18 protein-coding genes and 1 riboswitch are annotated in these 20645 nt (G+C 68.7%); of the genes, 8 read left to right on the forward strand and 10 right to left on the reverse strand.

Features of this window, described 5'->3' with window-relative positions; all coding sequences use genetic code 11:
- Positions 1–3 precede the first annotated feature (3 nt).
- Both AC07PU_RS21535 and AC07PU_RS21540 read left to right on the forward strand, forming a co-directional pair.
- Positions 4–1524 carry a superoxide dismutase family protein gene (locus AC07PU_RS21535; protein ID WP_495320336.1) on the forward strand — a complete coding sequence of 507 codons (1521 nt, stop codon included), beginning with the start codon at positions 4–6 and terminating at the stop codon, positions 1522–1524.
- A gap of 35 nt (positions 1525–1559) precedes the next feature.
- Positions 1560–1796 carry a hypothetical protein gene (locus AC07PU_RS21540; protein WP_495320338.1) on the forward strand — a complete coding sequence of 79 codons (237 nt, stop codon included), beginning with the start codon at positions 1560–1562 and terminating at the stop codon, positions 1794–1796.
- A gap of 48 nt (positions 1797–1844) precedes the next feature.
- Here the strand turns inward: AC07PU_RS21540 and AC07PU_RS21545 are convergent, their stop codons facing one another.
- The 7 genes from AC07PU_RS21545 to AC07PU_RS21575 all read right to left on the reverse strand — a co-directional run bounded on the left by AC07PU_RS21545 (position 1845) and on the right by AC07PU_RS21575 (position 11232).
- Positions 1845–2678, reverse strand: coding sequence for an inositol monophosphatase family protein (locus tag AC07PU_RS21545; RefSeq protein ID WP_495320340.1), 834 nt, complete (start codon positions 2676–2678; stop codon positions 1845–1847).
- 46 nt (positions 2679–2724) lie between these two features.
- The gene (locus AC07PU_RS21550; RefSeq protein WP_495320342.1) at positions 2725–3753 is read right to left on the reverse strand and encodes an LLM class flavin-dependent oxidoreductase; all 1029 of its coding nucleotides are present in this window, start codon (positions 3751–3753) and stop codon (positions 2725–2727) included.
- Positions 3750–4490 (reverse strand): ABC transporter ATP-binding protein, encoded by a 741-nt coding sequence (locus AC07PU_RS21555; RefSeq protein WP_495320344.1) that lies wholly within the window; start codon positions 4488–4490, stop codon positions 3750–3752. Before AC07PU_RS21555 ends, AC07PU_RS21550 begins: the two co-directional genes overlap by 4 nt.
- Positions 4487–5488: a FecCD family ABC transporter permease gene (locus AC07PU_RS21560; protein WP_495320346.1), complete on the reverse strand. Its 1002-nt coding sequence runs from the start codon at positions 5486–5488 to the stop codon at positions 4487–4489. Before AC07PU_RS21560 ends, AC07PU_RS21555 begins: the two co-directional genes overlap by 4 nt.
- Positions 5485–6396 carry an ABC transporter substrate-binding protein gene (locus tag AC07PU_RS21565; RefSeq protein ID WP_495320348.1) on the reverse strand — a complete coding sequence of 304 codons (912 nt, stop codon included), beginning with the start codon at positions 6394–6396 and terminating at the stop codon, positions 5485–5487. Before AC07PU_RS21565 ends, AC07PU_RS21560 begins: the two co-directional genes overlap by 4 nt.
- A 2-nt stretch (positions 6397–6398) precedes the next feature.
- Entirely contained in the window at positions 6399–8483 is a 2085-nt protein-coding gene (locus AC07PU_RS21570) for a TonB-dependent receptor (RefSeq protein WP_495320350.1), read from the reverse strand.
- Positions 8484–8669: 186 nt separating this feature from the next.
- Positions 8670–8926: riboswitch (cobalamin riboswitch) on the reverse strand.
- A 74-nt stretch (positions 8927–9000) separates the two neighbouring features.
- Positions 9001–11232 (reverse strand): ATP-binding protein, encoded by a 2232-nt coding sequence (locus AC07PU_RS21575; RefSeq protein ID WP_495320352.1) that lies wholly within the window; start codon positions 11230–11232, stop codon positions 9001–9003.
- 173 nt (positions 11233–11405) lie between these two features.
- Here AC07PU_RS21575 and AC07PU_RS21580 point away from each other — a divergent pair, with 173 nt between their 5' ends.
- Entirely contained in the window at positions 11406–12011 is a 606-nt protein-coding gene (locus AC07PU_RS21580) for a class I SAM-dependent methyltransferase (protein ID WP_495320355.1), read from the forward strand.
- A gap of 16 nt (positions 12012–12027) precedes the next feature.
- On the opposite strand, the gene AC07PU_RS21585 is transcribed toward AC07PU_RS21580, so the two are convergent.
- Positions 12028–12822 (reverse strand): AraC family transcriptional regulator, encoded by a 795-nt coding sequence (locus AC07PU_RS21585; protein ID WP_495320357.1) that lies wholly within the window; start codon positions 12820–12822, stop codon positions 12028–12030.
- A 144-nt stretch (positions 12823–12966) separates the two neighbouring features.
- Between AC07PU_RS21585 and AC07PU_RS21590 the strand changes: the two genes are divergently transcribed.
- From AC07PU_RS21590 to AC07PU_RS21610, 5 genes are all read left to right on the forward strand, one after another.
- Positions 12967–14205, forward strand: a complete 1239-nt coding sequence (locus AC07PU_RS21590; RefSeq protein ID WP_495320359.1) for an MFS transporter — start codon at positions 12967–12969, stop codon at positions 14203–14205.
- A gap of 18 nt (positions 14206–14223) precedes the next feature.
- Complete coding sequence (locus tag AC07PU_RS21595; RefSeq protein WP_495320360.1) at positions 14224–15852, forward strand: thiamine pyrophosphate-binding protein; 1629 nt, start codon at positions 14224–14226, stop codon at positions 15850–15852.
- Between the two features lie 169 nt (positions 15853–16021).
- Complete coding sequence (locus tag AC07PU_RS21600; RefSeq protein WP_495320362.1) at positions 16022–17485, forward strand: tannase/feruloyl esterase family alpha/beta hydrolase; 1464 nt, start codon at positions 16022–16024, stop codon at positions 17483–17485.
- A gap of 714 nt (positions 17486–18199) precedes the next feature.
- Positions 18200–18505 (forward strand): SecDF P1 head subdomain-containing protein, encoded by a 306-nt coding sequence (locus AC07PU_RS21605; protein WP_495320364.1) that lies wholly within the window; start codon positions 18200–18202, stop codon positions 18503–18505.
- A gap of 55 nt (positions 18506–18560) precedes the next feature.
- Positions 18561–19127, forward strand: coding sequence for a hypothetical protein (locus AC07PU_RS21610; protein WP_495320366.1), 567 nt, complete (start codon positions 18561–18563; stop codon positions 19125–19127).
- Positions 19128–19535: 408 nt separating this feature from the next.
- Here AC07PU_RS21610 and AC07PU_RS21615 read toward each other — a convergent pair whose 3' ends face one another.
- Both AC07PU_RS21615 and AC07PU_RS21620 read right to left on the reverse strand, forming a co-directional pair.
- Positions 19536–19871, reverse strand: a complete 336-nt coding sequence (locus AC07PU_RS21615) for a hypothetical protein (protein ID WP_495320368.1) — start codon at positions 19869–19871, stop codon at positions 19536–19538.
- 215 nt (positions 19872–20086) lie between these two features.
- Positions 20087–20419: a peptidyl-tRNA hydrolase gene (locus AC07PU_RS21620; protein WP_495320370.1), complete on the reverse strand. Its 333-nt coding sequence runs from the start codon at positions 20417–20419 to the stop codon at positions 20087–20089.
- Positions 20420–20645 lie beyond the last annotated feature (226 nt).

A 20645-nucleotide genomic window follows, 5' to 3' on the forward strand; every position in this document is an offset into this window, starting at 1 on the left:
GACATGAATTCCCGACACCTCCTGTGCCCGATCGCCATATGCGCCGCCGCCTTGCTGGGCGCGTGCGGCACTCCTGCGCGCGACCACGCCGCAATGCCTTCCACCAGTGCCGCGGGCACGTCGCAGGCAAGCGCCGGCGCATCCGCGCAGCCGGAAGCCGCGCCGGTGGCGTCGGCGCGTCTTCTCACACCGTCCGGCAAACAGGCTGGCAACGTGCGCTTCGCGCCGGCCGGTGGCGGCACCGCGGTGGTCCTCAACGCGGACGTCGAAGGACTTGCGCCGGGCGTGCACGGCTTTCATGTGCACGCGCATGGCGAATGCGCACCCGGGCCCGACGCAGCGACCGGCCGGGTCGTCGACTTCGGCGCTGCCGGCGGCCACTTCGATCCCGGTAACTCGCGCAACCATGGGCGGCCGGGCGACGACAAGGCCCATGCGCATGCCGGCGAGCTGCCAGCCCTGCAGGCGGACGCCGGCGGTCGCGCGGTGCTGCGCTACCTCAACACGAATCTCTCGCTGGACCGCGCGCCCACGTCGGTGATCGGCCGCAGTGTCGTCATCCATGCGGATTCCGACGACTACAGCAGTGACCCCGCGGGCAACTCCGGTGCGCGGGTCCTGTGCGGCGTGATCGAGGCCACCGCGCCCACCGTCGTTCGCGCGCGTGCCACCCTCGAAGGCGCGCAGGTGTTCCCGGAGGGCATCGCGATCGATCCGCGCACTGGTGACGCCTTCGTCGGATCGAGCACCAATGGCGACCTGTTTCGCATCAGGCAAGGCGGCACGAAGGCCGAGCTGGTGCAGGCCGGCGGCGCGGTGGGACGGCAAGGCGCGTTCGGCATGAAGTTCGATAGCAGCGGACGCCTGTGGATCGCGGGCGGGCCCGGCGGCACGCTGGCCGCGGTCGACGTGACCGACGGGAGCACGCTGGCCGTGGCCAAGGCACCGCAGGACATGCCGAGCTTCCTCAACGACCTCGTCATCGCACGCGATGGCTCGGCCTACATCACCGACTCGTTCCGCCCGGTGATCTACCGGGTGCGCACCGGCGTCGGTGCGCCCGCGACGCTGGAGCCGTGGCTCGATCTGTCGTCCACGCCGCTGCGCTACCTGCCGAACAAGATCAACCTCAACGGCATCGTCGCGTCGCCCGATGCTCGCTACCTGCTGTCGATCCAGCTCGCGACCGGCCAACTCTGGCGCATCGATACCCGCTCGCGCGCGGTCTCGCAGTTGCGCGTGGACGGCGGCGAACTTACGGACGGCGATGGCCTCGTGCTGGCCGGTGGCAACGATCTCTACGTGGTCCGCAATGCGCACCATGAGCTCGTGCGCGTGGAACTTGCGCCCGACTGGAGCGCGGGTCGCGTCACGCAACGCATCACCGACACGCGCCTGCGCTATCCGACCACGGCGGCCGTGGTCCCGTCCGGCCTGATGGTGGTCAACGGGCAGCTCGATCGCCAGAAGAGCCCGCCGGCCGTGCTTCCCTTCGACGTAGTGACCGTGGCGTTGCCGCGGTAGCTCGCCCGCGGGCGACAGTCCCTGGAGATTTTCGAATGACCAACGAACATGCTTTTGTCTACGGCGGCCATGCCTTTCGGCTGGTGCTCGAGCCGGACCCGCGCGGGTCCTGCAAGGTCGCGGTGGATTGGATGGCGCAGCCGGACCATCCCATGCGGTTGCCGCAGGACGCCGATCCCTATGCGACCGCCGAAGAGGCCTTGCGGCATGGCCAGCAGCAAGCCATGCGGTGGGTCCATGACCGCACAGGGGACGGGCAGGGGCGGTTCTAGAGCCGAAGGGGCGGTGGCACTTCGAGGGCGGTGCCGCAGAAGCGCGAATCAGCCCAGCAAGGCCGCGCGCACCGCGTCGAAGCTCGCGCGGTCGGCGGTGCAGATCAGCCCGCCGGTCCGGTGCGCGGGCCGGTACGCCGAGCCGTCGTGATGCGCCGCGTAGCCGCCCGCTTCGCGATGCAGCAGCCAGCCCGCCGCATGGTCCCAGGGCATGAGCTTGTTGTAGAACAGGGCGTCGATGTCGCCCGCGGCCGCGAGCCGGTACTCGTGCGCGGCGCAGCGGAACCAGTTGGTCATGCCCAGGCGCGACAACCGCGCGTTGACTTCGCTGCGAAGCGGCTCGGGCAGGAAGTTCGTCCCGACGATGGCTTCCATCTTCTCGATGGGCACGGCCGGCGCCACCTGCAGTTGCTGCTTTGCGCCCGAGGCCGATTCGATCCACGCGCCCTCGCCACGGATCGCGAAGGCCGTGTCGGCGCGCACCGGGTCATGGATCGCGGCCGCGATCACCTCGCCCCGCGCGGTCACGGACGCCATCGTGCCGAACAACGGCAGGCCGCTCGCGAAGTTCTTGGTGCCGTCGAGCGGGTCGACGATGAAGGCCAGCTCCGCGTCGTCGATGGCATCGAGCAGCGCGGGGTCGCGCGTACAGGCCTCTTCGCCGATCAGCACGGCCTCGGGATGGCGCGCGCGCAAGGCAGTGAGCACCGCGGCCTCGCAGGCCTCGTCGGCATCGGTCACGATGTCGAAGGACGAGGTCTTGCGCCGGCGGTCGACGCTGTGGAGCGTCTGGAAGCGCGGCATGATTTCCTCGCGCGCGGTGGTCGCGAGAAGCGATCCCAGGAACGCGAGGTCGTCGGAAGTGAAAGGCGAGGCGGGCATGCGAGGTACCAGGGGAGTGGGCCCGCAGGAGGATAAGGCGGTTTCTTCAGCCCCGCTTGAGCACCGGCAACACCTCTTGCGCGAACAGCCGCATCCCGCGCAGCGCCACCGTGCGGTCGAGCACACCGTTGCCATTGAAGACGCAGCGCAGTTGCCGAATGCCGGTGCGTGCGGTGAGGGCCTGTATCTGTTCCAGGCACGAAACCGGATCGCCGACGATCGCCTGCGTGCGCAGCACCTCGGCAGGATCGCGCATCGGCAAGGTGCCAGGGGCCTGCCCGCGCAGGATCGCGAAATGCTCGCGCCGGCGGTGGAGCAGGGGCAGCAACTCATCAAACTGCTGCCGAGCCTCGGCTGGCGTCGCGCCGATGCAGACGTAGCGCGAGAGCGAGGAACGCGCGAGGAAGGCGGCACGTCGCTGCGCCACCGCTTCACCGTCGAGCGAAGCGAAGGCTGCCTCCACATGTGCGAGCTGCGCCTGCTCGGGCGGCTCCAGGCTCAACAGCAGCGGCAGGTCCTCCGTGACGGCGAAGCGCATCGTCTCCTCGGTCGAGCCCGCGATGTACAGCGGCGGTGCCGAGGTCGTGAGATGGCGGATCTGCTGCGCATCGAAGCGCCAGGGGCCGTCGCTCGACGACACGCTCTCGCCGCGCAAGGCCGCGATCACCAGGCGGCAGCCGTGCGCGAAGCGCTCGCGCGTCTGCTGCGGATCGATCTCGAGCGCGCGCAGGGTCGATGCATCGGTGCCGCGCCCCAGGCCCGCGTCGAAGCGGCCATCGCTCTGCAACGCCAGCTGCGCGATCTCCTCGGCCAGCAGCAGCGGATGGTGCAGCGGCACCACCAGCGCGGAGATGCCGATGCGCAGCCGTTCGGTGCGCGCGAGCAGCGCGGCGGCCAGCAGCAGCGGGGAGGGATAGGGGCCGCCTTCGGCCAGCAGGCGGAATTCGTGGAACCACGCGCCGTCGAAGCCCAGCCGCTCGGCCTCCTCGAAGAACGCGAAGAACTCGCGCGACGGGCCGAGCGTGGCCTCGCGCGACCAGCCGGCCAGGTCGATGCGCAATGCAGATGCGGTCATGGCGCGGGGGCGGCCGTGAAGAAGCGCAGGCCACCGCTCGAGAAGGCGGCGATGCCCGGGCCATAGGCCTGCGCCAGGCGTTCGTCGCTCAGCACCTCGGCGGGCGTTCCGGTCGCCACCAGCCGGCCCTGGCCGAGCAGCGCGAGCCGGTCGCACCAGGTGCTGGCGACATGCAGGTCGTGCAGCACCACGAGCACGGCGCGCGTGCGGGCGCTGTCGCGCAGCAGGGCCATCAGGCGGTGGTGATGCGGAATGTCGAGGTGGGCCGCGGGCTCGTCGGCCACCAGCAGGCGCGGGTCGTGCGCGAGCGCGCGCGCCACGCCGACGCGGGCGCGTTCGCCACCCGACAGCGAGGCATGGCGGCGGTCGATCAGCGTGTCGAGCTCGAAGCGCGCGACCAGCGCGGGATCTGGCGCGCGGCCCGGGCGCTGCAGCTGCAGCATCTCGCGCACCGTCAGGTCCCAATGGCTCTCGCCGTGCTGTGCGACATAGCCGAGGTGGCGCGCGAGCTCGGCCGGCTTCCATTGATCGAGTGCGCGCCCAAGCAGCGCGATGCGGCCCTCGCGGGGTCGCACCAGCCCGAGCGCGGCACGCAGCAGCGTGGTCTTGCCCGAGCCGTTGGGGCCGACGATGCCGAACAGGCCGCGCTCGGGGATCGCGAGGTCGATGCCGTCGAGCAGGGTGCGGCCCGAGGCCTGCACCCGCAGGCCTTCGAGGCGCAGGGCATCGGCCGTCATCCGCGCCTCCACAGCAGCAGCGCGAGGAAGAAGGGGCCGCCGATCAGCGCCGTCAGCAGGCCCGCGGGGATCTCGCTCGGGGCCATGGCCGAGCGCGCCAGCGCATCCACCAGCACCATGAGGCCGCCGCCCGCGATGGCGCAGGGAACGGTGAGCCGCGCATGCAGCGGGCCGATCCACCAGCGCATCACGTGCGGCACGATCAGGCCCACGAAGCCGATCAGGCCGCCCCAGCTCACGGCCAGCGCGGTCGCGAGCGAGGCCACGAGCACGGCACGGGCCGAGAACGAGGCGGCGCGCACGCCCATCGCATGGGCCGTGTCCTCGCCCAGCCCGAGCGCGTCGAGGCCGCGGCCCAGCGCGCGCACCAGCAGCACCAGCACCAGCAGCACGGGCGCGAGCACGGCGATCTCGGCGCTCGTGGGCGTCTGCACGCCGCCGAGCTGCCACGAGATGATGGCGCGCAGGTTGGTCGACTCGTCGCCGAACACGATCACGATGAGGCTGCGCAGGGCGGCCAGGATCGCGGCCAGGCCGACGCCCGCGAGCAGCAGGCGGTTGCTCTGCCAGCCACCGCCGAGCCTGCCGGCCAGCAGCACCAGCCAGCTCGCGCCCCAGGCGCCCGCGAAGGCCAGCACCGGCAGGCTCAGCGCGGTGGGCACCAGCGCCGGCAGCAGCAGCGAGACCGCGGCGCCCACGGCCGCGCCGCTGGCGCTGCCGAGCAGATAGGGTTCGGCCAGCGGGTTGCGGAACACGCCCTGGAACACCAGGCCCGCCAACGACAGGCAGGCGCCGACGAAGAAGGCCCCGGCCACGCGCGGCGCGCGCCACACGCGCACGAGTTCGGCCTGCAAGGTGTCGGTGCCCCACCATTGCGTGGGCCAGACCGTGGCAGCGCCCACGCTCAGCGCGAGCACCACGGCCGCGGCCAGCAGCAGGAGCAGCACGAGCCACACCGTGGCCATCGATGCACGTCGGCCGTCGCTTGCGTGCCTCATGCGAAGCGCTCCGGATGCAGCGCGCGCGCGTACTGCTCGACCGCCTCGATCTGGCGCGGGCCCGGAATCAGCTTGTGGCCGCGCTCGAGCACGACCACGCGCTTCGTGCGCACGGCGCGCAGCGTGTGCCAGCCGGGGCGCTGGCCGATCAGCGCCGGATCGCGCGGCACCTGCTGCAATGAAATGATCACGTCGGGGTCGCGCGCGAAGATCGCCTCGGCGCTGACCTGGGCCGCGCCCTGGAGGTCGGCGAACACGTTGCGCCCGCCGGCCCAGCCGAGCGCGTCGTTGGCATAGTGGCCCGTGCCCACGGTCTGGAAGGCACCGCGCGCGGCGGCCGCCGTCTCGAAATAGACGCTGCGGCGCGGCGCGCCCTCGAGCCGGCGTTCGATCGCGGCCAGCCGCGCCTGCATGTCCTCCCGCACCCGGCGGGCCTGTTCGTCGGCACCCGTCGCGCGCCCGAGCAGGTCGATGTTGCGGAACACCGAGGGCAGGTCGGGATGCGCGAGCACCACGCAGGGCAGCTTCGCGCGGTCGAAGGCATCGACCAGCGACAGCGCCGAGTGATGCGAGGGCGTGACCACGAGCAGGTCGGGCTGGAAGGCGGCGACCGCCTCGGCCGAGTAGCCGAGCGCGCCGCCGATGCTGGGCTTGGCGCGCGCGTCCTCGGGCCAGCGCACGCGCCCGCCGATGGCCACCACGCGGTCGGCCAGGCCCAGGGCCCAGGCCAGCTCGACGTTGCTCGGGAACACCACCACGATGCGTTGCGGCGCGCGCGGCACGACGACGCGCCGGCCCAGCGCATCGACGAGTTCGCGCGGGAAGCCGCCCGACGGCGCCTCCTCGGCGCCCGCGGGCAGAACGGCCGTCATGCACACCATGCCGAGGATCGCGTCGCGCCGGTTCACGCTCAGAAGGTGTAGCGCGCGCGGGCGAACACCGTCCTCGGCGCACCGGCGTTGCCGGCTTCCTGCGCCGACAGGTCGTCGGCGATGTAGTACTTGTTCGTTAGGTTGTTCACCCCGGCCTGCAGTGTGAGCGAAGGATTGACGCGATAGGCCACGGCGACGTTGAGCAGCAGGTAGCCGGGCAGCTTCTGCGGATTGACCGCATTGTCGCGGAGGTAGCGGCTGCCCACGTAGCTGGCGGTGCCGGTCACGGCCCAGGCGCCGTGCGCATAGGTCAGGCCCGCGCCCGCGATGTTGTGGGCCGACATGCGCACGCGGTAGCCGCCGAAGTTGGTGCTGCGCGCGCCGCTGTCGGTGTAGGTCTGGAAGTCCTTGAGCCGCGCGTCCTGCCAGGTGTAGTGCAGGTAGCCGTTCCAGCGCGGCGAGAGCTGGAACTGCAACTGGGTTTCGATGCCCTTGGTGCGCGAGGTCGCGTTGCTGAAGACGAAGGAGTCGGGGCCGTTGCGGTAGGAGCGCTGGCCGTCGATCTTCTCGGCCTCGAACAGGCTGAGCTGGTAGCTCCAGCGGTCGTCCGCCGCGCGGCCCTTCAGGCCCACTTCCTTGCTGCGCGTGATCTCGGGCCGCAGGATGTCGGGCACGATCACGCCGCCGCGCGTGTTGAGCGCCACGGCCTGCGGCCGGAAGCCTTCGCTCCAGTTCGCGAACACGGCGTGCGAGGAGGCATCGCCCTGCAGGAACAGCCAGTCCACGCCGGCGCGCGGGCTGGTGTGGCTGCCTTCCTGCGCCGAGATCACCTGCGTGCCCGTGCGGCCGAGCGTCTGCTCGAAGCGGTCGTGGCGCACGCCCAGCGTGAAGCCGACCGGGCCGTACTCGAAGCGGTCCTGCAGGTAGACGCTGCGCACCTCCTGGTCGAAGCGCGAGGAGGTGATGCTGCCGCGCACGCCGCGCGGATCGTTGCGCACGTTGCTCACGGGGATGTCGTAGAACGGTCCGCGGTAGGTGGGCGCGTTGCTGAAGCTCGGCGAGTCGAGTCCCTGCCAGCCGCGCTCGAGGTTCAAGCCGGCCTGGAACTCGTTGCTCCAGCCCTTGCCCGCCATCAGGTGCGTGGCCGCGAGCTCGTGGTAGACGCCGCGGTCGGCGGTGTAGCTCTCGGAATAGCCCTTGCTCACGGCCGCGGGCGGCGGAACGATGGTGATGCCGCCCGCGAAGAAGCGGTTGTAGCGCGCGAAGCTGCTCAGGTGGTTGATCGACCAGCCGGCGCCGAGCTCGAAGCGGTTCTTCCACGAGAACGACTGGTAGTCGCCCGTGACGTAGGAGTCGGGAATGCCGTAGTTGTCGCGCGACGTGATGCCGAAGATCGGCTTGCCGTTGACCAGCGGCACGATCGAGCCGCGGTCGCCGCGCACGCGCGTGTCGTAGAGCTGGAAGCCGGTGGTCCAGTTGCGCGTGACGGCGAAGTCGCCGCCGACCAGCAGGGCCGACTGCGCGCGGCCGGCATCGCGCTGGAAGCCGTTGTAGTCGCTGTTGGCCACGCCGATGTAGAGGTTGCCGCGCTCGAAGTCCCAGCGGTAGCGCAGGCTGCCGTCGAGGCGGCCGTGGCTGCCGATGGTGGCCGTGAGGCTGCCGCCCGCGCGCTCGGGCTTCATGAAGAACTGCGCCACGCCGCCGATCGCGTTCTTGCCGTAGAGCGCCGAGGCCGGGCCCTTGATGAACTCGAGCCGGTCCACCAGGTCGGGCGCGATCAGCGTGATGTCGGCATTGCCCTGCAGCAGGCGCAGCGGCACGCCGTCCATCAGCACCAGCACGTCCTGCGTGTCGCGCAGGCCGCGGGTCTCGAAGCGCGAGTAGTAGTTGCCCTGCGTGCCGTACTGCAGGCCCGGCACGCTGCGCAGCGTGTCCTCGAGCGTGACGGCGCCCACCGCGTCGAGCTGCGCGCGTTCGACCGAATAGGTGGCGAAGGGCAGCCGCAGCGTGTCGGCTTCCTGGCGCGTGGCGGTGGAGATGGTCTTGCGGTCGCTGACGGTGGTGGGCGGCAGCGAGCCGGCGCCCTCGGCGTCCTGCGCCGAAGCGACCGAGGCGAGCAGCATGACGCCGGATCCGATGAGGGCTTGGTGGGGTCTGACGCGACCGCGCCTGTAGATGTTGCGCACGTGGGCTTCCTTCGGGCCCGCGCTCCCGCGGGCCATGAGAACAAACCGGGCGCCGATGGATGCTGCAAGCGACCGGGTCCGCGCCCACGCGTGACCGGCCCGGCTTGCCTGCACTCCCGCAGCGACCGAACGAGGCGAAGGCCGGTATCCGGGCTTGCGGAGCGCAGCGAGGCATCGAGCGATGCTTCGCTGCCGCGATCCTCGCCTTCCCATGCCGAGGCACAGTGGCCGCCGGTGCCCGCGAAGGCATCGACTGTGAGGACCGCGAATCCGCCGACCGTTGCGGGGGCAGCGCAGGAATGGGGCCCCGTGGGGCTCGTCACCTGCTTCCCGTTTAACGCCGGTCACGGGACCGGCGCACCTTCGCGCACGCCGGCTTGGGTGATGCTTTCGTTTGCATCGGCCGGCGGGGCGGATTATAGGAGCGGGTCTTGCGCCGCCCGGCGCGAAAAACTCAGGGCGCGGGCGTGGACGTGTGTGGCAGCCGCACGGTGAACACCACGTAGCCGTCGTCGTGCGCATAGCCGATGCTGCCGCGGTGCGAGCGCACGATGGCCTGCGCGATGTGCAGCCCCAGGCCCAGTCCGCCCTTGTTGCGCTCGTTGGGCACGCTGCGCTGCTTGAAGGCGCTGAACAGGTCGGGCACCAGCGCGGCGTCGATCGGCGGCGCGCGGTTGGCCACGCTGAACACCACGTGCGCGTCGACCTGCTCGAGCCGGATGCGCACCGCCTCGCCGGGCAGGCCGTGGTGGCGCGCGTTGCTCACCAGGTTGCCGACCAGCTGCGCCATGCGGTCGGGATCGGCCAGCACGGGCAGATTCCTGGGCGCCTCCAGCTCGAGTTGCGAGCCGGGATAGGCGGTGCGCGACTCGTCGACCGCGTCTTCCAGCAGCCGTGCCAGGTCGATCTGCGCCGGCACCACCTGCAGGCCCATGCCGCTTTGCAGGCGCGAGGCATCGAGCACCTGGCCGATCAGCCGCGCCATGCGGCTGCTCGAGGTCTGGATGCGCTGGCCCAGCCGCGCGCCGGCGTTGCTGCCGTCGGGCAGGCTGCGTTCGAGCAGCTTGGCGGCCATCGTGATCGACTGCAGCGGGTCGCGCAGGTCGTGGCCCAGCACGGCCAGCAGCTCGGTGCGGGCCTTGTAGGTGTCGGCCAGCCGCGCCGCGCTGGCGCGGATCAGCTCGTCGCGCAGCTGGCGCGCGAAGTCGAGATCGTTGGCGCCCCAGGGCACGCTGGTGTCGCGCACCGTCTGCTTCCAGACGTCGAAGGAGCCGCGCGGCGTGAGCCGGGGGCCGAGCGGGCCGCTCACGTAGTGCTTCTCGGGCTTGCCGCCCCAGTTGATGGTCTCGATCTGTTCCTTGCGCGCGAGCACCAGCCAGCCGTTGTCGATCGCGTCGAAGCGCAGCGCGAGAAAGCCGCACCACACGCCGCTCAGCGAACGCAGGTTCTCGGGCAGTTGCTCGCGCGTGTGCAGCGCCACGATCTGGTCGCCGTTCGTCGAGGCGGTGAGCCACTGCATCAGCGCCGCCGCGGCCTCGCGGGGCATGTCGCCGTCCACGTGCAGCCGCGACTGCTCGGCGATGACCGCCGCCTGCGCGTCGAAGGCGTCGGCCAGCGGGCGCGCCAGGCCGATCAGCGCGCTGAAGGTGTCCTCGGCATGCAGCACCGCCTCGATCAGCGAGCCGCGCAGCTGCGCCGCGCTCGAGGCCCGGCCCGCCTGCTCGCGCGCCAGCAGGCTCTGCACGTTCGAGGCCAGCACCTGCGCGAGCACGTCGCAGGCCATGCGGATCGCGTAGGGCACCTGGTGGGCGCTGCGGTGGTGGCAGGCCAGCATGCCCCAGAGCTGGCCGTTGATGACGATCGAGATGCTCATCGACGCGCCCACGCCCATGTTGCGCAGGTACTCGATGTGGATCGGCGACACGCTGCGCAGCGTGCAGTGGCTCATGTCCAGCGGCGGCAGCTGCGGGTCGGCCACGTCGAGCCCGACCGGCGTCGACTGCACGTCCGCGATCAGGCGCAGGGTGTTGATCACGTAGAGCCGGCGCGCCTGCGCCGGGATGTCGCTGGCCGGATAGCGCCGGCCCACGAAGGGCTCGAGCGCCTCGTGGCGGCGCTCGGCCACCACCTCGCCGCTGTCGTCGTGGCGGAAGCGGTAGGCCATCACGCGGTCGAAGCCCGTGAGTTGCCGCACCGCCTCCACCGAGAGATTGAGCAGTCCGTCGATCGAGCCCTGGCGCTTGAGCCGGTCCATCGCGCGGTGCGCCTTGAGCGCGAAGTCCGACACCGCGTCCGCCGTGGCGTCGCGGGCCTCGAACTCGGCCACCAGCTCGTAGCCGACGCGGTGCAGGATCAGGTCGAAGCGACGCTCGCCGAGCGTCACCTCGAGGTTGATCGGCGAGCCCTCGCCGGTATCGACCGCCACGCCGTTGGCCTCGTGCAGCGCCTCGTGCACCAGCGCGTCGCCCATGAAGTGGCCGGCCGACAGGCGCTCGCCCAGCGCGGGCGCCGTGTCGCCGAGCAGCGCGCGGGCATTGGCGCTGACGCGCGTCAGCGTGAGGGTCGAGGCGTCGAATGCGAACAGCGCGCCATGGTGCTGCACCAGGCCCGGGATGTGGATGGGCTCGCTGTCGCAGTTGGCCAGCGTGACGGGCTGCGTGGTCGTGGGTTGGGGCGGCCGTTCCAAGTGGCGGGAGGCGCTTTGCGCGTTGAGGGAGACGAGGGCCACGCTCGGTGCGTGGGCGGATGGAGGGCCGACATGGCATTTTGCCTGACGGCGCGGCGGCGCCACCGGGCCTTCCCGGGCGAAAATGGCTCCGGGCCTCCCCCGATGCCCGCACTCCCTGAAAGACAACCTGCATGCAATCTGCCGACGCGGCGACCTTCGACGAGGCCTACTACCGGCGCTACTACTTCGACAAGAAAACGAAGGTGGTCGACCCGCAGCACGCCGAGCGCCTCGCGGCCTTCGTCTGTTCGTACCTCAAGTACCTGCGCGTGCCCGTGCGGCGCGTGCTCGACATGGGCTGCGGCATCGGCCACTGGCGCGATGCCATCGCGTTGCACTTTCCGAAGGCCAGCTACCACGGCGTGGAGTTCAGCGAGTACCTGTGCGAGCGCTACGGCTGGGAGCGGGGCTCGGTGGTCGACTACCGCGCCAGGGAGCGCTTCGACCTCGTGATCTGCCAGGGCGTGCTGGCCTACCTCGAACCCTCCGACCTCAAGACCGCGCTGCGCAACCTGGGGTCGCTCAGCGCGGGCGCGCTCTACCTCGAGGCCGTCACGCAGGAGGACTTCGAGCAGGACGTGGTCGACGAGGACCTCAGCGACCCGCGGCTCTTCCGCCATCGCGCGCAGGTCTATAGGCGCGGACTGACGCGCAGCTTCAAGGAAATGGGTGGCGGCGTGTGGCTGAGCCGGCAGGCGGAGGTGCCGACCTTCGCGCTGGAGTGCGCCGACGCCTGAGCCGTAGCGCGCCGGCTCAGGGCTCGGCGAAGAACTGGCTCGGCGTCTGCCCGAAGTGCTTGCGGAACATGGTCGCGAAGGCGCCGGGGCTGTCGTAGCCCAGGCGCAGCGCGATGTCGATGATCTTCTCGCCGTCGGCCAGCAGCTCCAGCGCGCGCAGCAGCCGGGCCTGCTGGCGCCACTGGCCGAAGGTCATGCCGGTCTCCTTCATGAACAGGCGCTGGATGGTCTTCACGTCGAGCGACAGCCGCCCGGCCCAGTCGGCCAGGGTGGAGGCATCGTCCAGGCGCTGCTGCAGCCGTTCGCAGATGCGCAGCAGCCGCGGGTCGGCGGGCATCTGCAGGTGCAGCGGCAACACGGGCAGGCTGCGCAGCTCGTCGAGGATGAAGCGCATCAGGCGGCCGTCACGGGTGCCGGGCGCATAGGGTTGCTTCACCTCCATCGCCGCGCGGATCAGCTCGCGCAGCAGCGGCGGAATGCCCACGGCCTGCGTCGTCGTCAGGGTCCGGGGCGCCACCTCGGGCTTCACCAGCAGGCTGCGCATGTGGACCTCGCCGACGCAGCGGATCTCGTGCGCCATGCCCGCGGCCATCCAGATGGCGCGCGTGGGCGGCACCACCCAGCGGCCGGCCTCGGCCTGCACCACCATCACGCCGCGCAAGGCATAGATCAGCTGGTGCTTGGTGTGCTGGTGCGACCGGATGTGCCAGCCGGCGGGGTAGTCGGTGGCGCGGCCCGCGATCGGCGAGGACTCGCCCTCGATCTCGCGCAGCACCTCGGGCAATGACTTGGGACGGCGCGGGAGGTTCATGTCCTTTTTGCGAAAGGTGTTGGTCGGTTGGCGCAAGACAGGCGAGGCGCATCCTCCCATAATTCCGGGGCGCCGGCGGCCCGTTCCTCCCGAACTCGCGCCCCTCGTGCCGGCCGGTCCCGTCTCCCCAGTGTGAAAGTCCCCATGCCGCCTTCCGCGACCGCCCCCCTCGAATCCCAGGCCACGCCAGCGAGCGTCGCCGCCGCCAGCACCGCGAAGGCCAAGCCCGCCTTCGGCATCCTGGGCGCCATCAGCAGCGCGCACATGGTCAACGACATGATGCAGTCGCTGATCCTCGCGATGTACCCGATCCTCAAGGGCGCGTTCTCGCTGAGCTTCGCGCAGATCGGCCTGATCACGCTGACCTACCAGCTGACGGCCTCGCTGCTGCAGCCGCTGATCGGCCTGTTCACCGACCGGCGCCCGCAGCCCTACTCGCTGCCCATCGGCATGACGGCCACCCTGATCGGCCTGCTGCTGCTGGCCTTCGCGCCCAGTTTCGGCATCGTGCTGCTGGCCGCGGCCTTCGTGGGGCTCGGCTCGTCGATCTTCCATCCGGAGTCCTCGCGCATCGCGCGGCTCGCCTCGGGCGGCCAGCACGGGCTCGCGCAGTCGGTGTTCCAGGTCGGCGGCAACCTCGGCACGGCCATCGGGCCGCTGCTCGCGGCCGCGGTCATCGTGCCCTTCGGCCAGCACAGCGTGGCCTGGTTCGGCCTGGCCGCGCTGCTGGGCATCGGCCTGCTGCTGCAGGTGAGCCGCTGGTATGCCTTCCATCACGTCACGGCCGGCGTGCGCAAGAAGGGCGCGGTCGAGTCGCCCTATCCGCGCCGCGTGGTGCTGGGCGCCATCACGGTGCTGCTGGTGCTGATCTTCTCGAAGTACTTCTACGTCGCGGGCATCAGCAGCTTCTACACCTTCTACCTGATGGACCGCTTCGGCCTCACGGTGCAGAGCGCGCAGCTGCACCTGTTCTTCTTCCTGTTCGCCTCGGCCGTGGGCACGGTGCTCGGCGGGCCGGTCGGCGACCGCATCGGCCGCAAGCCGGTGATCTGGGTGTCGATCCTGGGCGTGGCGCCGTTCGCGCTGCTGCTGCCGCACGCGGACCTGTTCTGGACCACCACGCTGACCATCGTGATCGGGCTGGTGCTGTCCTCGGCTTTCTCGGCCATCCTCGTCTACGCGCAGGAGCTGATGCCGGGCAAGGTCGGCATGGTCTCGGGGCTGTTCTTCGGCTTCGCCTTCGGCATGGGCGGCCTGGGTGCCGCGGTGCTGGGCCTGCTGGCCGACCACACCAGCATCGCCTTCGTCTACCAGGCGATCGCCTATCTGCCGCTGCTCGGCGTGGTCGCGGCGCTGTTGCCCGGAAAATCGCGCAAGTCATAGCTCCCCCTTGTCCGCTGCATGCCCTCCACCCGAACCTTTCGCGGCGCCGATGCGCTGATCGAATGCCTGCGCGCGGCCCGCGTCGCGCGCATCTTCACCCTCTCGGGCAACCATGTCATGCCGGTGTTCGACGCGGCCTTCGGCTCGGGCATCGAACTCGTGCACGTGCGCCACGAGGCCAGCACCGTACACATGGCCGATGCCTGGTCGCGGGTGTCGGGCGAAGTCGGCATCGCGCTTGTCACCGGCGGTCCCGGCCATGCGAATGCCGTGGCCGCGCTGTACACCGCGCAGATGGCCGAGGCACCGGTGGTGCTGCTGTCGGGCCATGCGCCGAACGACCAGCTGGGCCAGGGTGCGTTCCAGGAGATGCGTCAGGCCGACATGGCCGAGCCGGTCTGCAAGGCGTCGTGGCGCTGCGCCAGTGCCGACGCGGTGGCGGGCGATGTCGCCAAGGCCATCCGTATCGCGAAGTCGGGGCGGCCCGGCCCGGTGCACCTGAGCCTGCCTAGCGATGTGCTCGAGGGCGCGACCACCGTGCCCGCTTTCGACCCGGAGGCCTTCGCGCCCGAGCCGCGGTTGCTGGACCCGGCGCTCGCGACCGCGCTGGCCCGGCAGCTCGCCGAGGCCGAGCGGCCGTTGATCCTCGCGGGCCCGTCCTGCCTCACGCGCGATGGGCGCGCGCTGATCGCCGCGCTGGAGCAGGCCACGGGCGTGCCGGTCGCCGGCATGGAGAGCCCGCGCGGCATCGGCGATGCGAGCCTCGGCGCCTTCGCGCAGCTGCTGGCGCGCGCGGACTGCGTGCTGCTGCTGGGCAAGCGCCTGGACTTCACGCTGAAGTTCGGCACTGCGTTGGCCGTCGATGCGCAAGTCCACCAGATTGATTCCGATGCGGATGAACTCGCGCGCAGCCGCCGTGCCCTCGGCGAGCGCCTGCGCACCGAAGCGCAGGCCGATGCCTGGCCGGCAATGCGGGCGCTGACAGCGGCCGCGGCTGGCGCCCGGGATCCGTCGTGGCTGCAGGAGGCGCGAGCGTGGCTGGCCTACCGCCCCGCCGCATGGAACGACGCGCGCGCCCCGCTGCCGCAGCGCCTGCACCCGGTGCAGATGCTGCGGCCGCTGCAGGCCCTGCTCGACAGCCATCCCGAGTCGGTGCTGGTCTGCGATGGCGGCGAGATCGGCCAGTGGGCCATGGCCTGCCTGAGCGCGCCGCATCGCGTCAACAACGGCGTGGCGGGCGCGATCGGCGCCGGACTCGCCTATGCGCTCGGCGCGCGCTGCGCGCAGCCCGAGGCGCCGGTGATCGCCGTCATGGGCGACGGCACCGTGGGCTTCCACATCGCCGAGTTCGACACCGCCATTCGGCACCGCCTGCCCTTCGTGGCCGTGGTGGGCAACGATGCGCGCTGGAACGCCGAATACCAGATCCAGTTGCGCGACTACGGGCCCGAGCGGCTGATCGGTTGCGAGCTGCAGCCCACGCGCTACGACGCGGTGGCGCAGGCCTTCGGTGCGTACGGCGAACTCGTCACCGAAGCGCACGTGCTGCCCGACGCGGCACGGCGCGCGCTCGCGAGCGGCAAGCCCGCCTGCCTCAACGTGATGATCGAGGGATTGCCCGCGCCGCAGATCCGGCGCGAGGCTTGAGGCGTCGCGGGCCACGGGCGCCCGAAGTCATTCGATTGGCGCCGCAGGGATAGTGCGGTCCATTCCAGCGCGATCAAGAATTTCACGGCCTCTGGAAGAAGGCGTGGTCCCCGCTCCGGCCCAGGCGTGGGGTCTTGTGAATTCGAACCGATCACGTTGGAGACACATCTTGACCAAGACAGAGAACCTCGCGCGGTGGATCCGCGCGCTGCTCGTGGCGCTGGCCTGCGGCGCACTCGCCTCGTGGGCCCAGGCGGCCACCGACATTGCCAACACCCTCGTGCGCACCTGCTCGAACCAGCTCGAGGGTTCGCAGTACGGCGACGCCGTGCTCGACGATTTCCGCGGCAGCCGCTTCCCTTCGCCGAAGACCGGCGGCTTCAAGGTCACGTCCGTCCAGCAGGTCTGGCTCGCGCTGCCGGCCTATTGCCTGGTCAAGGGCACGATCCAGCCCACCTCGCCCGGCGGCGTCGACCCGGCCGTGAAGGACCCGAGCTACCGCGTGCGCGACATCAACTACCAGATCTACATTCCGGCGCAGTGGAACGGCAAGTTCGTGCAGCTCGGCGGCGGCGGCTTCGCCTGGAAGTCCGACGTGGTCGCCGCCGGCACGCAGACCAGCCAGCAGTTCGCGCTCCCGCTGCAGGGCATGGCGCTGGCCAACTACGCCGTGGTGCTCAGCGACGCGGGCGCCGACGGCTCGAACGGCGCCTTCGACCCCGACTTCGTGCGCCCGGGCCGCAAGCTCGCCGATGTCGCGAAGCAGGAGATGGTGAAGAACTTCGGGCAGGACTCGATCAAGAAATCGCTCGACGTCGGCTTGTACCTGCTCAAGAAGCTCACCGGCGCAGCGCCCACCGACACCTACTTCGTCGGTATCTCCACCGGCGGCCGGCAGGCACTCAAGGCCATCGCCAACTGGCCCGATGCCTACGACGGCATCGTCGCGGGCGCGCCGCCGGTCGACGAGACCAACCTGCTGAAGACCTTGCAGGTGCCCGACGCCGTCAACGACTGGACGACCAACTGGGCCAGCGCCTCCGCCATGCTCACCAGCCTGTTCGGCCAGGACGTGTCGCCCCAGACCATGAGCGACGGCCTGGGCGCGACCTCGCGCTACCTGGCCGACGTCGCGATCGAATCGGGCGCCGACTACGACGGCTACCACCGGCTACTCGACCAGCTGGCCCCGGTGTGGAACGTGCGGCCCGCCGAGCTCGTGCCCTTCCTGCGCATGTCGGCGCGGCAGAAGAGGGACGGCGGCAAGGGCAAGAAGATCGTGATCTACCAGGGCACCTCCGACTTCCTCGTGCCCTGCACGCAGGCCGGCGAATTCGTCAGGCAGCTGAACGGCCTGCCCGCGGGCGGACAGGTCGCGGCCGCCGACATCCGCAACACCGTGCGCGCCTATTTCGTCGAGGACTACAGCCACGGCTTCTACAACACCAATGCTGTGCTCAAGCGGCTCGGCCTCACGCCCCTGCAGTTGAACTGGAACGCGCTGGCCGATCTCGATCGCTGGGTGCACGGCGACCAGGCGCGGGGTGGGGCACCTTCGCTGGCGCGCAATGCTTCGGGGGAGATTCCTACGACGCAGGTCTTGAGTGCTTGGAGGTGCGTCGCGGCGCCCTGAGAAGTGTCACCGGCTGGGGCCTGGCGCGCAGAGATCGGCCGCGCCGGATGTTCCGGAATTTCGTCGAATATCGGAAAGAACGAAATAACGGAACATGCGTCGGCCGTCATGTGTCGATGGTCAAAGTTGCTGCAATGGACCGGCTCGCAGCTCAACGGCTTGAGGAATATTTTTGACCACCGCGCGGGCAGCGTTGTTCAAAGTTCATGCGCGGAAAGTCAGCTTTCGCAAGATGTTGCTGACCCATCGCTCTCCGCGCAATCCCTTTGGCACAGGCACTTGCGAGGATCGCAGTGTGAGCGATTGACGGTGCAGTTTTGATGGCAAAGGTTATTGCAATGGCGGAGTTGATCAGTGCAGCAGTTGGGCCAACCCCGGCCCAACTGCTGCTGCCGCTGCTTCCTCGTATGCGCGGGGCTATGTCATCGAAACCGGAAGCATGCGCGCGGCTAGACTTTCGCTATCGGCCAGAAGCGGACACTCGCGAACGTCATGATTTCATCTACCAGAACAGCGAGAACAATTGGGTTGCTGTGCTTGAGCCTTCTCGTGACCTACGGGGCGAGCGCTGAGTCAACGTGCGGCATTGTGCGAGTTCCAGGGGGTTCGCCGCACAGAGTCGGCCCACCGCAGGCGACGGTTGAATTGGTGCCAGCCAGTAGTTCCGGTCGCCCAGACTACCGGCGAGTTCGCCCGAACCAAGAGGTGAGCGGCATGCAGGAGTTCTGGCTTGCCCAAGACGGCCTCGCGAGTGCTGCGGATGTTGAGTCCGCCGAAGCCGTACTGGACTGCGACGAGCCGGCAGTGCTTCTCACCTTCGACAGGGATGCGACCACAAGGCTTGAAATCTGGTCGAACGCGAATAGGGGAGCCCTCTTGGCGGTGCTCGTCGATGGCAAACCCATCACAGTTGCGAGTGTCAAGGGCACGCTCGGGGGGAAGATGGCTCTGCGACTTTCAAGTGGCAAACTGGACGAGGCCGAGAAGATGGTGAGCCGGCTCATGGGTGCAAAGCGCTAAGTGGCCGCCCTCGGCCAAGACCAGACATCCGAACAGCCTCCCTAGAAAGAGATAGATGAGCTTCATGCAGCATTCGGACCAAGATAGCGCGTGGGTGACGAGCCCGGCATCACTCGAAATTGCAGCTTTCGGGTTTGACGGCGACCTACTAGGAACGGCAACGCGTCATGTCAGTGCGCTTTCACAACACTGGCTAGCTGTGTGCAGCGAGCTCCTTCAAGAATCTGGCGAGGTATTTCGGCGTTCGATGGGGGCACAGTTGAGCCACATCGAGATTCAGTTGACTTCCTCCAACGGGGCAGGTCTGGGTATGTTCTATGTGAACAGTGCGCTCGCTCTATCCGTTGGGCTCTTTCGCGGCGTCAGTGACGAAACCGAATCGGCCGTTCTCAAGATGTTTGTGGATTCGTTGCGCAACAGCCGTATGGTCCAAGTGGCCACGAATTCGCCTCACCCATTCGACGAACTACTACATCTCAAGAAGAGGCCTCTATTTGCACTGGTGGTTTGGCCGCCAGAGGGAATGAGTGAAGTCGACGCGGATCTGGTTCGCGAGTTGTCGATACATTTCGCGGCCGCCTTCTTGTGTCGGCCTTCGCATCCGACAAGCCCAGCATCCTAGGCGGCCAATCTTGAGCGTCCGCTTCTTGTGAAAGCGTCTGACCGCTCCGGGCCCGAAGCGGACATCCGCACCACTCCAAAGCGGGCCCTAGTGATACCTTACTATCGCCAAGCATGAACATGTGGAAAAAAATCCTGGGCGGGCAGGCTCTTCCGCCTTCTTTGCGAGTTGACCGAAGGCGCGAAGCCAGCTCCGGAAGCACCGGTCTTATGACTGCGGATTCTCTGCTGGAGGAAGGTAGGCTCCTCTAACGCAAGTGCGTGCTCCTGAATACAGACGCTTGCGGAGAAGTTGCCGCGGTATGGCATCACCAATCTGCGAGAGTTTCGTCGCCCTTTCAAGCTGGTCTTCGCCGGCTACGCCATCGTGATGGCCTCACTCGCCTGCGCCTTGACTTCGACATTGCGGCTAGTCATCCCAACCGAACTCTAGGATCCAAGAGACCTCTCCATTGGAGAACACAATCGCGTTCCAGATTGTGCTTGGCACCATCGAGCCTGCACCTCCGACTTCGAATGAGGCGGCGTCGCCAACGATCTCAAAGAGCGCGCGATTTAGCTCATGAACCAAAGCTACATTTTGCGCAACAGCGCCGGGGTCTGCCGAAGCTTGCTCCCCGAACACCCAATCTAAAACAAGGGATTCAACTACTGGCCGCCAGTTTTCCTCCAACGGAATCAGCTGCAGCGGTAGCCGCTCCTGATATTCCCCGAATCGCTTAAGGTGGTCCACGAGAGAATTCAACGGCGACTCGTTCGGAGGTAAACGGCAGAACGCGTAAGTGCAGGCGCCGCCGTGGATCCTCACGCTGAGTGATTCAAGTAAAAGCAAGTTGCTATTAATGTCCACGTTGAATCTCTCTTTTCAGGAAAATGGGAGAGGCCCGATGACCGTCTTCCACGTCGGCGTCTGGCAGTCCTCTGTGATAACGGCGACCGTCCGCCTTTGGCCGCACCCTGTCATTCAGGCACAGCCGGAGACAATGGGGCCTCCTTGTAGAGCCGAAGGAATTTGAACATCTTTGGCCATTCATCCCGAGGCTTGAAGACAATCGCCACCTCCCGATTCTCAAGTGCAGATTCAGTCAGGACCAGATGATCTGCGACCTGTTTGGCGTTTTCAAACTCTTTGGCATTCGCCTTACAGACAGCCTTGAAAAAAGGTCCTGAAAGCCACTTCTGTGTTTCCGGCTCGTTCTGAAACTTGAGATAACCTGCCAAGGATGCATGAGCCACGGCGACCATAGCGAAGCCTAGCGGGATGTCGTCTCGGACAAGGATGTACATCTTCATCTGTCTATTCACGCCGCAAGCGTGGTGCTCCTCAGGCTGGGGTTAGAACTCTGTTGCAATCAGCCGCGACACTTGATGACCGGTTATGGCCGGTTCCGGCCATTGATCGCATTTTGCCGTGCTCAGCACCAGCGACGCGGCAACAGTTCGTCAGCCGGCGGCAGGTACGCGAGTGGATGCGCGCCAGCAAGCTGCGCAGGCGTGCCCACGGGTCACGGCCGTCGAG

Source organism: Variovorax sp. GW821-FHT10D07 (assembly GCF_059415325.1).